Here is a 16,002-nt window from a genome sequence, read left to right on the forward strand (position 1 = left end):
GAGGCAAGCGTATGCTTTTGTCGATCTTTCTAACCGCCCTGTTGCTGGCCGGATGGTCCTACCGCCTGGTCCGGATCGCGCTCGATGCCCATTGGCCGCCCCTGATGGTGGCCCAGAGCGTCGGCGCCTTCCTCAGGTCCGCCCCCGGGCGGACCCTGTAACACCGTGAAACCGGCCGGCGCTCATCCCAGGCGCCGGCCGGATTTCCTTTGCAACATGCTTCGTGAGTGATGTGCCGGGGTAAGTGCCTTACCGCCCGGCGCGGCATGGCCGTCGTGCCCGTTGACCCGGGTCACGGTCGTTCAATGGTTGGCAAGCCCCGTCCCGGGGTCAGACGATCGCCCGTCCCTGCAGGTAATCGGCCCCGCAATCGCAGCCGACGTGACATCGGTGCCGGTCGAGCGGGATGATATCGGCCCCGCCGCCCTGCGCGGCGGGGACCGGGACCGGCCCTTCGGCGGGCAGTGTCCGCAAGGTATCGGCCAGTCCCCGGTAGGCCCCTTCGGATACTTTCCGCAGATTGCGGGCCAGCCGCATGTCGTGGTCGTGCAGCACGTCGAACTGGATCAGGTCTCCGGTGTCCAGCAACGTGCCGCGGTCATCGACCGACTCGTTGCAGAAGGCCAGGTCACCGTGATCCTCGCACCAGATCACCGCCTTGCTGTCCTTCTGGTCGCTCCAAAGTACTACGCCAAACATCCTGAGCGCCCCATTTAACTGGACTTTATCATGCAAGAGTTTCCGAATTTCATGAACCGCCATCTCTGGCTAATGCGATTGCATTTTGTGTCGCCTTTGGTAATTTCATGACGCGCAACAGCACCAGTACCGACGCGACTTCGCGTCTTCTTTTGTGAGTTCAGCCACAGCAGCGGTCAAAAGACCGCCTGCGAAGCAGGGATCGCAACCGGGTGGGAGAGAAGATGCCATCAGACACGCCGACGCCGTCGGAGCTGCGGAACATGTTCGGCGCAAATCTGCGCTTGCTGTCACAGGATTATCCATCGATTGCGGAACTCTCCCGCAGGTTGGGTATTAACCGGACCCAATTCAACCGGTACTTGTCCGGAGAGAGCTTTCCGCGGCCCGACATCCTGGCGCGGATCTGCGCCTTCTTCGACCTGGATGCGCGGATTCTGCTGGAACCGGTCGATGCCCTGCGCCAGCCCAACGACATCCTGACCGGCCACGAGCTGGGCAGTTTCGTCGGCGCCGGGGCGCTGGACGTGCCCGAAGACGAATTCCCCAGCGGGTTCTATCGCTTCACCCGGCGGTCATTCGTCAATGACGCGCAGTTTGTTATCGGGCTGGTCTATGTCTACCGGCAGGACCGGGCGACCTATGTGCGCGGCTACGAGGCCAAGGACGCGCTGCGCCACCAGGGCATTCCCGTCGACCAGCGCAGCCGCGAGTTCCGGGGGTTCGTCACCCGGCAGGAAGACGGCATCGCCTCGGTCATGTCACGGCGCCATGCGATGACCTGTTCGTTCAACTACCTGTCGCGGATCGCGTCCTTCGAGAACAATTTCTGGGTGGGTTACGTGACGCGGACGGTGCGCGAAAGCGTCACCGGGCGGCGGGCCGTGCGCATGGTCTATGAACATATCGAGGCGAATACCGGGGCGGTTCTGGCGGCGGCCCGGGCCACGGGCTATATCGACCAGGACAAGGTCCTGCCCTTCCACCTGCGCCTGTTGCAGCCCGACGCCGAGTTCCGTTGAACCGGCCCGGGCCGCGCTCTCCGGTCCCTTGCGAGACCGGCTCGCCAGAGACGGAAGAGCCGGCCCGCCCTACTCCGCCAGCAGATCATAGAGATGCCACGAGGCATGGCCCAGCAGCGGCAGGACCACCAGAAGCCCCAGGAACCAGGGCAGCAGGGCCAGGAAGGTCAGCCCGGCGATCACCCCGCCCCAGCCCAGCATGACCAGCGGATGGGCGGCGACATAGCCGATGCTGGCCAGCATGGCGGTGATGAAATCGACCTCGCGGTCCAGCATCATCGGCAGCGACAGCACCGACATGGCAAAGAGCAGCACGGCAAACCCCGCCCCGACCAGCGTGCCAAAGCCCAGCATCTGCAGGCCCTGCGGCGTCAGGAAGACCTCATAGGACGAGGACACGTTGGTCATCGGCGCCAGGCCCAGGAACAGGGCAAAGATCATGTGGCCGAGGAAGAACCAGAACAGGAAGACCACGACGATCAGAGCGCAGAGCCAGGGCAATTGCCGCCCCGCCTCGCCCCGGATCACGCCCAGAACCGGCGGCCAGCACAGCGGCTCGCCGGCCTCGATCCGGCGCGAGACCTCGTAAAGCCCGATCGCCGCGAACGGGCCGACAAGGGGGAATCCGATGGCCGCGAGGATCAACCAATAGCTGGTGCCCGTGGCCGTTGTGACCCAAGCCATGGCCCAGCCGATGGCGATGTAGAGCGCCGCGAAGACCAGGCCAAACACCGGTGCCCGGCGCAGATCCTGCCAGCCCAGGCGCAGGGCCTGGGCCAGGATGGCCGGGCTGACCGTCCGGAACTCCGGTGCGCCGGCTGCCCGGTTCTCCGCCATCATCTCCTCCCCCATCCGGTCCTCCCTAGCCCAGGGCGGGGCGCCGGCCGGGCCAGTCGGTCATCTCGTGCCAGGCGGCGCCCAGGGCCAGGATATCCGCATCCGCCCCGCGCCGTCCAATGATCTGCATGCCCATCGGCAGGCCCTCGGCGCCAAAGCCCACGGGCACCGACAGGGCGGGCAGGCCCAGCAGGCTGGCCGGCACGACAACCTCCATCCAGCGGTGATAGGTGTCCATCTCGCGGTCGTTGATCCGCGCCTTGAAGGGCTCGTCGACGGGGAACGGCCAGACCTGGGCCGATGGCAGGATCACCGCGTCATAGCTGTCGAACAGTGCCGCCGCCCGGGTGAACCAATCAGAGCGGATGACGCTGGCCCGATGCACCTCCATCGCGCTCAGGGCCAGGCCGCGGTCCAGCTCCCAGATCGCGCTGTCCTTGAGATCGGCGCGCCGCCCGGCCAGCGGCGCCAGCCCCCCGGCCACCGACCACGACCGCAGGGTGATCCAGCTGTCCCAGATGCGGTCCAGGGCAAAGGGCGGGGCCAGGTCCTCGACGATGGCCCCGGCATCGGCCATCTGGTCCAGCGCCCGGCGGCAAAGATCCAGGATGCCCGGTTCATAGTCCAGCGCCCCGCCCCAATCGCCCAGCCAGCCGATGCGCCGGCCCTTGAGCGCGGCGGCATCCAGCGGGGCGGTGGGAGACACGGCCATACCATGGGGCTGGCGCGGATCGGGGCCCGAGATGGCATCGAGCAACAGCGCCACGTCGCCCGGGCTGCGGGCCATCGGGCCCAGGGTCGACAGCTGGTGCAGGAAGTTGTCGCCGATCGCTTCGGAAGGCACCCGGCCCCAGGACGGGCGGAAGCCATAGACATTGTTCCAGGCCGCCGGGTTGCGCAGGCTGCCCATCATGTCGGACCCGTCGGCGATGGCCAGCATGCCCGTGGCCAGGGCCACCGCCGCCCCGCCCGAGGACCCGCCACAGGAGCGCGCGGGATCATAGGGGTTGCGCGTCGCCCCGTGCACCGGGTTGAACGTATGGCTGCCCAGGCCGAATTCCGGCACGTTTGTCTTGCCGATGACAATCGCCCCGGCCTGGCGGATGCGGGCGGTCATGATGTCGTCCTTCGCCGCGATCTGGCCGGCGAAGACCGGCGAGCCCTGCGAGGTCTCGAAGCCGGCGGCATTGGCCAGATCCTTGATCGCAATGGGCAATCCGGCCAGCGGGCCGGTCAGCCCCGCGCGATCGGCGGCACGGGCCTGGTCGATCAGATCCTGGCGGCCGGCCATCGAGACGATGGCGTTGACCTGGCCGTTGACCGCGTCGATGCGGTCGAGCGTGGCCTCCATCAGGGCCTCGGCCGTGAGGCTGCCGGCACGCATGTCGCGGACCAGGTCGGTGGCGGAGCGGAAGGTCGTCTGCATCTGGGGGCCTTTCGAAACTTTGCCCCTCAGGTCTAGCGGATGTGGCGCAACAGTCCATGGCCAAGCGCCCTTCCCCCCGGCCGCGCGCTGGCGGCAAGGGCGTGTGGGGATACTTTTGAAGAGAAAGAAGCAGCAGGGCGGCGCGGGGCCGGCCCCCGCGCGATCACTCGGCCTTGGCTTCGGCGCGGCTCTTGCCGGCGACATCCATGGCCAGGGTGGCGGCCATGAAGGCATCGAGGTCGCCGTCCAGCACACCCTTGGTGTCCGAGGTTTCATGCTCGGTCCGCAGATCCTTCACCATCTGGTAAGGCTGCAGCACGTAGGATCGGATCTGGTTGCCCCAACCGGCCGAGCCCTTGTTTTCATGGGCCTCGTTGATGGCCGCGTTGCGGCGGTCCAGCTCAAGCTGGTAGAGCCGCGATTTCAGGGCCTTCATGGCAATGTCGCGGTTCTGGTGCTGGGATTTCTCGGAGCTGGTCACGACGATGCCCGTCGGATGGTGGGTGATCCGCACGGCCGAGTCGGTGGTGTTGACGTGCTGGCCGCCGGCGCCGGATGACCGGAAGGTATCGATGCGGATGTCGGCCGGGTTGACCTCGATCTCGATATTGTCGTCGACCACCGGGTAGACCCAGACCGAGGCAAAGGAAGTTTCGCGCGTGCCCTTGCCAAAGGGCGAGATCCGCACCAGCCGGTGCACGCCGCTTTCCGATTTCAGCCAGCCATAGGCGTTGTGGCCGGAAATCTTGTAGGCACAGGACTTGATCCCCGCCTCGGCGCCGGCTTCCTCGGATTGCAATTCCACCTTGTAGCCGCGCTTTTCGGCCCAGCGGACATACATCCGCTGCAGCATCTGGGCCCAGTCGCAAGCCTCGGTGCCGCCGGCGCCGGCGTTGATCTCGAGGAACGTGTCATTGGCATCGGCCTCGCCGTCCAGCAGCGCTTCCAGCTCTTTCTGGGCGGCCTTTTCGGCAAGCGCCTTCAGCGCGTCCTCGGCCTCGGCAACGACCTCGGCATCGTCTTCCATCTCGCCCAGTTCGATCAACTCGACATTGTCGGTCAGCTCGCTGCGGATGCCGTCATGCACGCCCATCGCATCCACCAGCATCTGGCGGTCGCGCATCAGCTTCTGCGCCTTTTCGGGGTCGTTCCACAGATCCGGGTCCTCGACCCGGGCGTTGAACTCCTCCAGCCGGTGCGGCGCGGTCTCGTAGTCCATCCGCTGGGCCAGCAGGTCCAGAGATTTCTCGATCTCGGCTACGATATTCTGGGTCTCGGCGCGCATCGCTTCAGGTCCTCATGCTCAGACATGCCTGATATCTCATGACCCGCGACCGGGCAAGCGGGTGCGGCAGGCGGGCCCATACCGGCGGTCGGGATCTTTTCGCGGGCACCCGGTCAGGGGCAAGCCGTTGATCCGGCTGGGGAACCCGGGTTTGTCCGCGGGTGGGACCAGAAAATTCGAAAAAATTTTCTGCGGCGAGGGAACTTTTGGCGCCCGCCTGTCGTGAACCTCATGATACAAAGGAAATCCAGGGGAACAGGAAGGTTGAAGACCGGCATGGCCGTCACCGACACCGCCTCCAGACAGAGCCTCGCGCCCGGGGCCGCGCTTGCCAACCATGGTTGGGTCACGGCAGCGGCGGCCCGACGGGTCGGGGTGGCGGTGGGCCCGGGCGCCCTCTCACTCGGGGCACCATGGGCCGAGATCGGAACACGGCATGGTCAACCTGCTCGCCGGGCCAGCAGGGCGCGCGCCACATCGGCGCGGCGCCACGACGGGACAGGCGCTTTCTCCCGAGCGCAGCCCGCCGGACGGTCCGGCACCCCCAAGGTCCGCCCCGGTCGCCGGTTCTTCCGGTGCGGACAATTCATTCCGGCCTCGGGGCTCTTGCCCCCCGGCTGACACCGGTTTGGTCTCAGGGTTGTGTTTCCAACCCGAGATCATCCCCCGGGCCGCTGCAGCGGTCCTGGTCCCTGCACGCCAAATCCCTGCATCCCTGCGCCGGCGTGCAGGGGCTCCCCTCGGGGGCCCCTGACCGACCGACAATATCAGATGACATCCGGGACAATCGCCGAGCGCCAAAGGCCAGCGCCCGATGTAGGCATGTCGGCCCGAAGAGTCCGGCTCAGCACCGTTCACCCGGAAATTGGCCGGTTATCCGCTTGCGGCGGGCGGCTTGCTCAACCGCCCCCTCGCCTTTCAGCAAGCGGATTTCTTTACCCTTCGGTTACGCTGGGCGGTCGCGTCAGCTGCTACCCTCCCAGGAATGGCCTGATCGTCAGTTTGCGCCAGGCGGCCGGTTCAGCCGCCCTCGCCCAGCACAAGGCGGATGGCCTGTTCGTCCGGTTGCGCCGGGCGGCCGGGGCCGATCAGAAGCACAGTGCCCGCAACCAGCTGCCGTGCATCGCTGGACGTGATCCAATCGCCTTCGCGGCCAAGATACACCAGCCCCTGCCCCGCGCCCTGATCAACCCAGAGGTGCAACTCGGCCGGGCTGTCATGGCGCAGGCGCACGCGGTCCTGGCCCTGGTGCCAGTCCAGCACCGCCGGACCAAAGGGCGTGGCCAGTTGCACATGACTGGTCCACCAGGCGTTCCAGCCCAGCACACCGGCCACAACCATGGCCTTGGCGGCCAGGATGCTGCCCAGGATCCGCCCCCAGGGCAGGACAAAGCCCGCCGGCGCGGATTGATCGGCGACACCGAAGAGCCGGGCGCGGACCCGGTCCAGAACCTCGGGCGGGGCGCGGTGATCTTCGAGGCTGGCAAAGGCGGCCACAAGGTCGTCTTCCCAATCGGCCACCATGCGGGCAAAGGCCGAATCCCCGGCCAGGCGTTCTTCGGCCCGGGCCGCGTCGGGGCCGTCCAGCAGACCCATGGCCAGTTCGGCCGACAGGATGATGTCGCCCTGTGTCATGCCGTGCCCCCGATCCCGGCGCACACCGGGCGGGTCGGAGCAACAGATGTCGCGTCTGCGGCCCGGGCCGGCGTCATGGGCGCCGTCAGGCTCGGCGCGAAACCATCTGCCATGCCCGGCGTCATGAGATACCGACCATCATGCGATGCCCACCAACAGGCGATGCCCCGTGTCATGCCATTGCCTCTTCGTCCTGGCCGGGGGCGCGCCATCCGCGCCGACCGACCGCAAAACTGTTCCATGCCGGGCGCCATGGTCGCACCCGTGCTGCTGTCATCCTGGCGCCGGCATCCTGCGGCGCGACTTTTCCGGTATTCAGCGCATAATTTAGCGCATGTCATGAAAAAGTCATTAACCCGACGACGCCAGACGCCCGAAAGTTCCCTCTCACCCTGCGACAAATGCGTGTAATCGCCGTGAGCGCCCGATCCACCACTGCTTTGGCCCCGCCCGATGGGCCAACCAAACACTGCGCCCACCGCAGGATCACCCTCTGTCAGCCCCAGCCGGGACGCCTCAGCCCTCATCGCCCTGCGCCCCCATTTCATCGGCTGCATCATCCTCATCGCGGTCCAGGCACTGGCGCAGCAGCCGCAACCCGCGGTGCAGCCGGGTGCGTATCGTGTTTTCGGGCACGCCCGCGCGGTCGGCCATCTCGCGATAGCTATAGCCCAGCTGGTAGACGCACAGGATCGCATCGGCCTGGGCCTTGGACAGCTTGCGCAGGCATTCCAGGATCTTCTGGCGCACGATGTAACGGGTTTCGGTCAGGGCCACCGGATCGGCCGGCTCGTCGACCAGTTCCACCCCCTCGCCCCGCCGCCGCCGGGCGCGCAACAGGTCGACCGCCTCGTTGCGCGCGATCGTCAGCAGCCAGGCCAAGCCACTGCGCTCCCTGCGGAATTTCGGCGCCCCACGCCAGGCCTTCACATAGACATTCTGCAGCGCATCCTCGGCATCGCTGCGGTCGCGCAGGATGCGCATGAGCGCGCTGAACACCCGCGAGGACGTGCCCTTGTAGAGCCGGTCCAGCGCTGCGCGGTCCCCCGCCGCCATGGAGACAATCAGCCCGGCAACTTGTTCGTCCGAGAGCTTGGTGTCATACATGGGGTGGAAGTTTCTCTTGCATGGGCAGGGTTTGGATGTCGGATAGTCTACAGGATCGCAAACGTGTCGTGACCAAGGTCATGGTCGCCACTTTCGTCGGCCTTCACGTGCCGCTGACCTGCCTGTTCCTCTATGCTCTCCTGACCGGCTTTACCGGCATGGGGCCGGTGCTGTGGCTGGCGCTTGGCGCGACGCTGCTGGCCACGGGCGTGACCCTGTTCTACATCCACTCCCGGTTGTGGCCGGTCAAGGACGGCCTGACCGCCTGAGCCCACACTGGCAGATTTTCGCGGGAAAAGTCTCGGCCTGTGTCGCCCGGGACGCGACGTGCACCGGCGCGGGTCCCTGCCCGCCCGTGATCGTGCCCGTGATGCAACCTGCGATCGACATCGTGACATGCACCGCGGCGGGCCGCGCCTGACAGACAACGCGCACCATCACACCACAAACGTTGCAACGTTCCCCCGACGGCCAATCCGGCCGCCGGGCACGCGCCCTGCTCAGTACAGGCCGCCCGAACTCACCGTGCCGAAATTGGCCTTGGGCCCGACATAGGCCGTGCCCCCGGTCGAGGTGGTCACGGTCCGGCCGGTCTCGCGGCTGACTTCCTCGACCAGCGGCAGGTTGGAACCCATGGCAAAGCCACCGTCATAGGCCACGCCAAAGATCGGCTCTTCGCCATCGCGGAAATACTCGGCCACGACGTAATCGCCGGTGGCATCGTCGGGCAGCCGCGCGCCGGTCAGGCGGTGGATCTTGATGAAATGGCCGCCCGGCGGCACGTCGAAGGGCCCGCCGCCGTACTTGGCCACGGCCTTTTCCATGAACCGCTGGAACACCGGGCCACACATCGACCCGCCATAGGCCCCCCGGCCCATCGGGCGCGGGTTGTCATAACCGATGTAGCAGCCCGCCGCGATGTTCGACGTGAAGCCCACGAACCAGACATCCCGGGCATCGTTGGTCGTGCCGGTCTTGCCGGCAGTCGGCACCGGCAGGTTGACCACGCCGGCGGCCGTGCCCCGTTCGACCACGCCGCGCATCATCGAGGTCAGCTGGTAGGCCGTGATCGCGTTCATCACCCGGCTGCGGTTCGACACGATCTGCGGCGCCTGGCCGGGGTTGAGATAGGGCGCGGTGCAATCAACGCAATCGCGCTGGTCATGGCGATAGACCGTGCGGCCATAGCGGTCCTGGATCCGGTCGACCAGCGTCGGTTCGACCCGCTCGCCCCCATTGGCGAACATCGCATAGGCCGACACCATCTTGTAAAGCGTGGTCTCCTCGGATCCCAGGGCATTGGCCAGGTAACGGCCCATGTCGTCATAGACCCCGAAGCGCTCGGCGTAATCGGCCACCACGCCCATGCCCACTTCCTGGGCCAGGCGGATGGTCATCAGGTTCCGCGACCGTTCGATCCCCGTGCGCAGGGGCGTCGGGCCGTAATACTGGTTGGACGCGTTTTTGGGCCGCCACAGGCCCTGGGGCGTGTTGATCTCGATCGGGGCGTCGACCACGATCGTCGCCGGGCTGTACCCGCTGTCCAGCGCCGCGGCATAGACAAACGGCTTGAAGCTCGACCCCGGCTGGCGCATCGCCTGGGTCGCCCGGTTGAAAACCGAGGATTGATAGGAAAACCCGCCCTGCATGGCGATCACGCGTCCGGTGTTGACGTCCATCGCCACGAAACCGCCCTGCACGCGCGGCACCTGGCGCAGGGTCCAGCGGATGAAGGACCCGTCGTCGTCGCTGGTCATGCGGCGCACATGCACCACGTCGCCGACCTCGACCAGGTCGCCCGCGCCCTGGGCCCGCGAGGACAGCGTGCCGTCCGCCCGCCGCTTGCGCGCCCATTGGGCATCCTTGGCCGGCACCCAATGGCCGCCTTCGACCTCGTCGACCCCTTCGATGCCGATCCGCGCGTCGCCGCCGCGGATCTCAAGCACCACAGCCGGATACCATTGGTTTTCAAGGGTGATGTCGCGCCCGATCCGCACCGCCGCCAGCGCCGCGCGCCAATCGGCCTCGGTCGTCAGCTGGTCGGCCGCGATGGTCTCGCCGGTGCCGTTCCAGATGCCCAGCGACCGGTCGTACTGCTCCAGCGCGATGCGCAGCGATTCCGCCGCCTCGACCTGCATTTCCTCGTCGATCGTCGCGCGCACCGTGTAGCCGCCGGTAAAGAATTCCTCTTCGTCGCGCGAACCGATGTAATCCTCCGACAGGCTCAGCTGGCGCCGGATCTCGTCGGTGAAGTAATCCCGCGGCGGCAGCGCCGTGCGGAAGCTTTCGAAATCGCCGTTCTGCACCGATTGCAGCGGCGCGTTGACTTCCTTGGTATAGATTTCGGCCGTCAGGTAGCCGTTTTCGAACATTTCCTTCAGCACGAAATCGCGCCGTGCCAGCAGCCGGTCCTTCTGGCGCACCGGGTGGTAATCCGACGGCGCCTTGGGCAGCGAGGCCAGGAAGGCCGCCTCGTGCGGGGCCAGCTCGGCCAGGGTCTTGTTGAAATAGGTCTGCGCGGCGGCGGCCACGCCATAGGAATTCTGGCCCAGGTAGATCTCGTTGAGATAGAGTTCCAGGATGTCTTCCTTGGACAGCGCCCGTTCCACCCGCGAAGCCAGGATGATTTCCTTGATCTTGCGCTCGGCCTGGCGGTCGCCCGACAGCAGGAAGTTCTTCATCACCTGCTGGGTGATCGTCGACGCCCCGCGCACGTTCTGGCCGCGCGACTGGATCGCCTCGACGCCCGCGGCGGCGATGCCGCGCATGTCATAGCCCTGGTGGATGTAGAAATTCTTGTCCTCGGCCGAGATGAACGCCTGTTTCACCAGGTCGGGGATGTCCTCGGCCGGGGTGAACAGGCGCCGCTCGCGGGCGAATTCGTCGATCAGCTGGCCTTCGCCGGAATAGATCCGGCTGATGGTCGGCGGCTGGTATTGCGCCAGCGATTCATAGCTCGGCAGGTCGCGCCCGTACATGTAGAGCACGCCGCCGACGGTCAGCGCGGCCATGGCGACGCCCAGCGTGACAAAGCTGAAGATCGCGCCGAAGAAAGAGAAGATGAACCGGATCACGCGCCTGCCTCAAAGGTTTCAAGTCGCACATTATAAGGATCGGCCGAAGCAGGGTCAAAGCACGACGCTGCGAGACGCGGAGCGCCGCCTGCCCCGCCCCCGTCGGCCCGTGGGCGGCCCAGGGGGACGTTACTGGCGGACAAGGGATTTCTGCGCCGCATCCGACACCGCCCAGCTTTGCAGGGCCGCGCGGATCGCCTCGGCCATGCCGGCGCGCCACTTCGGGTTTTGCAGGTTGTCCAGGTCGCGCGGGCTCGACAGGAACCCGATCTCGACCAGGACCGAGGGGATATCGGCCGCCTTGAGCACGGAAAACCCGGCCAGCCGCAGCGGCCGGCGGTTCATCGGCCCGCCGGTCTGGGTCATTTCGGTCACGATGGTCCGGGCCAGCGCCCGCGTGCGCGGCCGGGTTTCCTGGCGCGCCAGGTCCAGCAGGATGTCGGTCACCTCGTCGTCGGTCCCGCTGAGGTCGACGCCCGACAGGATCTCGTCGCGCTCGTGCCGCTGGGCCAGCAGTTCGGACGCCTTGTCCGACGAATCCTCGCTGAGCACGTAGACCGTGGCGCCATGGGCATGACCCTCGGCCAGGGAATCGGCATGCAGCGAGATGAAGACATCGGCCTGCGCCTCGTGGGCCATGGCCACCCGCCGTTCGAGCGACACGAAATGATCGGCGTCGCGGGTCAGGACCACCTCGAATCCCCCCGCCCGCAGCAGGGTTTCGCGGATCTCGCGGGCAAAGGTCAGCATCAGGTCCTTCTCGGCCAGGTCGCCCTGTTCGGCGCCCGGGTCGATGCCGCCATGGCCCGGGTCGAGCACCACGCGCATCGGCGCATCCGGCCCGCGTTCGCGCGGAGGCGTCAGCACGGCGGCCGGCGGCAGGTCCCACCGCGGGTCATGCGGCGCGCCGGCGGCGGCGTTGAAGATCTCGGCGCTGGTCGGCAGCAACAGCATGGTCAGCTCACCCCGGCCGCTGCTTTCCGACACCGCCAGCCCGGCCTGGCGCACCTCCATCGGCTCGGCCAGGCCCAGCACCAGGCGGGTCAGTCCCGGCCGGTAGGTGCCCGCCCGGGCCGAGGTCACCTTGGCCGATTGCACCAGCGCGTCGAGGTCCAGCCCGGTCCAGTCGACCTCGCGGAAGTCGATGACCAGCCGGCGCGGGTTATCAAGGGTGAACAGCCGCCAGGGCACGCCCTGGCTCAGCCCAAGGCGGATGTCGACCCGGCCCTTGGGCAAGTCGGCGATCCGGCTGGTCCCGGCATCGACCCGCGCCAGGCCCGAGAAATCCTGTGCCCGCGCCGGGATGTTTTGTGCCTGCGCCCCGGCCGGGACATCCTGTGCCGGAGCTTCCGCCGGGGCGACAAGCACGGCAAGCCACGCGGCCATCGCGAGGGCGGCGATCCTGACCATCTGTCCTGTTTCCATTCCTGCTCGGTCCCGGGACCGCCCGCCTGTCCGGCGGGTCGGTCGGGCGGTTGGGACATGGACGCTGACGCCCCTGCCCGGTTGCCGCCCTTCTACCTCAGGATCGCGCCGTCATGAAGTCCTTCAGGCGTCGCAGCCCCTCTACCATGTCCTCGGTCGACCCGGCATAGGAAAACCGCAGGGTGCCCGCGCCCCGGACCGGGTCGAAATCCAGCCCCGGCGTCACCGCCACCCCCGCCTCGGTCAGGATCTCGCGGGCAAAGGCCCGGCTGTTGTCGGTCAGCCCGGAAACATCGGCATAGACATAGAACGCCCCGTCGGGCGGCGCGATCCGGTCGAACCCCGCCCCCGGCAGGCCCTCCATCAGCAGCTGGCGGTTGCGCGTGTAGACATCGACGTTGCGCTGCAGTTCCTCGTCGCACTCCATCGAGGCCAGCGCGGCCAGCTGCGAGACATGCGGCGGGCAGATGTACATGTTCTGGGCCAGCCGCTCGACGATGCGCACCTGGTCCTCGGGCACGACCATCCAGCCGATCCGCCAGCCGGTCATCGAGAAATACTTGGAAAAGGAATTTATGACATAGACATCGTCGGTCACTTCCAGCGCGGTCACGGCCTTCTGTTCGTATTCCAGCCCGTGGTAGATCTCGTCGCTGATGAAAGACATGCCCTGGTCCTGCGTGGCGCCGATCAGCGCGGCCAGCGCCGGCTTGTCCAGCATCGTGCCCGTCGGGTTGCCCGGGCTGGCCACCAGCAGGCCGGCCAGGTCCCGGCCCGCGAAATCCTCGACCACCGGCTGATAGCGGTTTTCCGGCCGGGTGATCAGGTCGACGGGCTCCAGCCCGAGGCCGGTCAGGATCTGGCGATAGGACGGATAGCCCGGCGCGCCGATGCCCACCCGGTCGCCGCTGTCGAAGAGCGCGTTGAACGCCAGGATGAACCCTCCGGTCGAGCCGTTGGTCACCACGACGCGCTCGGGGTCGAGATCGATGTCGTACCAGCGCCCGTAAAGCGCCGCGATCCGCGTGCGCAGCTCGGGCAGGCCGAGGGCCACGGTATAGCCCATCGGGTCGTCCGACCCCAGCGCCTCGCGCACCGCCCGGACGGCGCCCACCGGCGCCCCGGTCGATGGCTGGCCGACCTCCATGTGGATGATGTGGCGTCCGTCCTCTTCCAGCTGGCGGGCAGCTTCCATGACATCCATCACAATGAAGGGATCGACATTGGACCGGCTTGAGTTTCGCATAAGGCTCTCCCATGGTGCGGCCATGGGTTTTCACCGCGTTGTTCGGGCCGCGTCAATCCCGGCCGCCTGTCTTGCCTGGGTCCTGACGTGCTGCCTGGCCATGCCTGCCGCAGCGATAGGCTTATTGCGCGATCCCGACATCGAAATGTCGCTGACGAGGTTGTCGGCCCCGATTCTCCAGGCCGCGGGGCTGAATCCCAAGCGCGTGCGGGTGCTGGTCGTCAATGACGGGGCGCTCAATGCATTTGTCGTCGACAACCAGACGATCTTCCTGAACTACGGTCTGATCAACCGGGTCGAAAGCGCCCGGGCCGTGCAGGCCGTCATCGCCCACGAGGCCGCCCACATCGCCAATGGCCACATCGCCCGGCGCATGGCCAACCTGAAATCGGCGCGCACCGTGGCCGGGCTGGGCCTGGCGCTGGCCGTGGCCGCCGCGGCCGCCGGCGCGGGCGGTGATGCGGCCACCGGGCTGGCCTTTGGCACGTCATCCTCGGCGCTGCGGTCCTTCCTGGCCCATACCCGGGCCGAAGAGGCCTCGGCCGATCAATCCGCCGGGCGCTACCTGCGCTCCGCCGGGATCAATCCCGAGGGGCTGGTCGAGCTGCACGAGATCTTCCGCGGCCAGGAAGTGCTGAGCCAGGGTCGCCAGGATCCCTACATGCGCAGCCACCCTCTGACCTCCGACCGCATCCGCGCGGCCCGGGCCTATGTGGCGGCCAATGGCAACGATGCCCCGCCTTCGGCCAGCGACAGCTATTGGTATGCCCGGATGCGCGGCAAGCTCACGGCCTTTACCCGCTCGCCATCCTGGACCCTGCGCCAGGCCCGGTCCGAGCCCTATGCCGATGTGCGCCACATGCGCGAGGCCGTGGCCCACCACCTGAATTCCAACATGCCGGCGGCGGTCCAGGCGATCGACGCGGCCATCGCCCAGCGGCCCGACGATGCCTATTACTGGGACCTCAAGGGCCAGATCCTCCTGGAAAGCCGCCAGACCTCGGCCGCCGTCGCGGCCTATGCCCGCGCGGCCCGGGGTGCGCCTTCCGAGCCGCTGATCCTCGGGGCCTATGGCCGCGCGCTGCTGGCAGATGGCCAACCCAAGGCGGCGCTGAAACAGCTTGAAGCGGCCCGGGCCCGGGATTTCCGCGATGCCCGGGTGCTGCGGGACCTGGGCCAGGCCTATGCGGAAACAGGCCAGCCGGGCATGGCCTCGCTTGCCGTGGCCGAACGATATGCCCTACAGGGGCGGCTGAAGGATGCCGGCTATCACGCGCAACGGGCCGTCGGGCTTCTGCCCCGGGGCTCTCCTGCATGGCAACGCGCCGATGACGTGCTCGTCGCGGCCGAACAATTCGAGAAACGGAGATGACAATGATCCGCCAAATGGTCACCCGCGCGACGCAATCGTCGCGCGCCCCGAATGCCACGCTGGCACCGCTCGGCCTCGCGGCCGCGCTGGTCGCCTCGCCGGTGCTGGCGTTCGACATCAACGCCATGAGCGACACCGAAAAGGCCGCCTTCGGCGAGGCCGTGCGCGAATACCTGATTGACAACCCCGAGACGATCGTCGATGCGATCAACGTGCTCGAAGGGCGCCAGGCCCAGGCCCAGGCCCAGGCCGATTTCGATCTGGTGTCGCAATATGCCGATGCGATCTTCGACGACGGGTTCTCCTGGGTCGGGGGCAACCCCGACGGTGACATCACCCTGGTCGAATTCCTGGATTACCGCTGTGGTTATTGCCGGCGGGCGCATCCCGAGGTGGCCGAGTTGCTGGCCGAAGATGGCAACATCCGCGTGATCATCAAGGAATTCCCCATCCTGGGCGAGGCTTCGCTCATCTCGTCGCGGTTTGCCATCGCGGTCAAGCACGTGGCCGGGGATGATGCCTATGCTCAGGTCCATGACGTGCTGATGGAATTCTCGGGCGACCCGACAGATGTGGCCCTGCGGCGGATTGCCGAGGGCCTGGGGTTGGAGGCCGATCCGATCCTGGAGGCCATGGACAGCGATGCCGTGACGCAGGAAATCGCGACGACGCGCTCGTTGGCCCAGGCGCTGCAGATCAATGGCACGCCGACCTTTGTGCTGGAGGACGAGCTCCTGCGCGGCTTCGTGCCCGCCGATCAGATGGCCATCATGGTCGCCGACAAACGCGGCTGAACCCGCGCGCCGTAGGATGGGTGCCAGCACCCATCCTACCCAGACCATGACCCACCGCAGGACCATTGCACTGCCCTGCC

14 protein-coding genes are annotated in these 16,002 nt (G+C 67.1%); 5 read left to right on the forward strand and 9 right to left on the reverse strand.

Translation table 11 applies throughout. The features are described from left to right. Positions 1-11: 11 nt before the first annotated feature. Positions 12-161, forward strand: a complete 150-nt coding sequence (locus ACK3BB_RS17125) for a hypothetical protein (RefSeq protein WP_428925852.1) — start codon at positions 12-14, stop codon at positions 159-161. Positions 162-330: 169 nt separating this feature from the next. Here the strand turns inward: ACK3BB_RS17125 and ACK3BB_RS17130 are convergent, their stop codons facing one another. Then, a complete protein-coding gene (locus ACK3BB_RS17130; RefSeq protein WP_428925853.1) occupies positions 331-699 on the reverse strand; it encodes a hypothetical protein in 369 nt (122 codons plus the stop codon). 263 nt (positions 700-962) lie between these two features. Here ACK3BB_RS17130 and ACK3BB_RS17135 point away from each other — a divergent pair, with 263 nt between their 5' ends. Next, positions 963-1,721: a helix-turn-helix domain-containing protein gene (locus ACK3BB_RS17135; RefSeq protein ID WP_428925854.1), complete on the forward strand. Its 759-nt coding sequence runs from the start codon at positions 963-965 to the stop codon at positions 1,719-1,721. A gap of 69 nt (positions 1,722-1,790) precedes the next feature. On the opposite strand, the gene ACK3BB_RS17140 is transcribed toward ACK3BB_RS17135, so the two are convergent. The 5 genes from ACK3BB_RS17140 to ACK3BB_RS17160 form a co-directional block, all read right to left on the reverse strand. Then, positions 1,791-2,573 (reverse strand): DUF2189 domain-containing protein, encoded by a 783-nt coding sequence (locus tag ACK3BB_RS17140; protein WP_428925855.1) that lies wholly within the window; start codon positions 2,571-2,573, stop codon positions 1,791-1,793. Positions 2,574-2,583: 10 nt separating this feature from the next. Then, positions 2,584-3,984 (reverse strand): amidase, encoded by a 1,401-nt coding sequence (locus ACK3BB_RS17145; RefSeq protein WP_428925856.1) that lies wholly within the window; start codon positions 3,982-3,984, stop codon positions 2,584-2,586. Positions 3,985-4,147: 163 nt separating this feature from the next. Continuing rightward, positions 4,148-5,269 carry a peptide chain release factor 2 gene (prfB, locus tag ACK3BB_RS17150; RefSeq protein ID WP_428925857.1) on the reverse strand — a complete coding sequence of 374 codons (1,122 nt, stop codon included), beginning with the start codon at positions 5,267-5,269 and terminating at the stop codon, positions 4,148-4,150. Between the two features lie 1,020 nt (positions 5,270-6,289). Continuing rightward, a complete protein-coding gene (locus tag ACK3BB_RS17155; RefSeq protein WP_428925858.1) occupies positions 6,290-6,904 on the reverse strand; it encodes a hypothetical protein in 615 nt (204 codons plus the stop codon). Between the two features lie 516 nt (positions 6,905-7,420). After that, a complete protein-coding gene (locus ACK3BB_RS17160; RefSeq protein WP_428925859.1) occupies positions 7,421-8,011 on the reverse strand; it encodes a sigma-70 family RNA polymerase sigma factor in 591 nt (196 codons plus the stop codon). Positions 8,012-8,046: 35 nt separating this feature from the next. Between ACK3BB_RS17160 and ACK3BB_RS17165 the strand changes: the two genes are divergently transcribed. After that, positions 8,047-8,280, forward strand: coding sequence for a hypothetical protein (locus tag ACK3BB_RS17165; protein ID WP_428925860.1), 234 nt, complete (start codon positions 8,047-8,049; stop codon positions 8,278-8,280). Positions 8,281-8,511: 231 nt separating this feature from the next. Here ACK3BB_RS17165 and ACK3BB_RS17170 read toward each other — a convergent pair whose 3' ends face one another. The 3 genes from ACK3BB_RS17170 to ACK3BB_RS17180 form a co-directional block, all read right to left on the reverse strand. Next, complete coding sequence (locus ACK3BB_RS17170) at positions 8,512-11,085, reverse strand: penicillin-binding protein 1A (RefSeq protein ID WP_428925861.1); 2,574 nt, start codon at positions 11,083-11,085, stop codon at positions 8,512-8,514. Between the two features lie 129 nt (positions 11,086-11,214). Continuing rightward, entirely contained in the window at positions 11,215-12,510 is a 1,296-nt protein-coding gene (locus tag ACK3BB_RS17175; protein ID WP_428925862.1) for an N-acetylmuramoyl-L-alanine amidase, read from the reverse strand. Between the two features lie 97 nt (positions 12,511-12,607). Then, a complete protein-coding gene (locus ACK3BB_RS17180; RefSeq protein WP_428925863.1) occupies positions 12,608-13,756 on the reverse strand; it encodes a pyridoxal phosphate-dependent aminotransferase in 1,149 nt (382 codons plus the stop codon). 22 nt (positions 13,757-13,778) lie between these two features. Here ACK3BB_RS17180 and ACK3BB_RS17185 point away from each other — a divergent pair, with 22 nt between their 5' ends. Together ACK3BB_RS17185 and ACK3BB_RS17190 are read left to right on the forward strand one after the other, a co-directional pair. Continuing rightward, on the forward strand, positions 13,779-15,128 hold the full coding sequence (locus ACK3BB_RS17185) for a M48 family metalloprotease (protein ID WP_428925864.1): 1,350 nt from the start codon (positions 13,779-13,781) through the stop codon (positions 15,126-15,128). Between the two features lie 2 nt (positions 15,129-15,130). Further along, a complete protein-coding gene (locus ACK3BB_RS17190) occupies positions 15,131-15,922 on the forward strand; it encodes a DsbA family protein (RefSeq protein WP_428925865.1) in 792 nt (263 codons plus the stop codon). Positions 15,923-16,002 lie beyond the last annotated feature (80 nt).

It is taken from the genome of Marinibacterium sp. SX1 (assembly GCF_050389775.1).
Taxonomy (GTDB): Bacteria; Pseudomonadota; Alphaproteobacteria; order Rhodobacterales; family Rhodobacteraceae; genus Marinibacterium.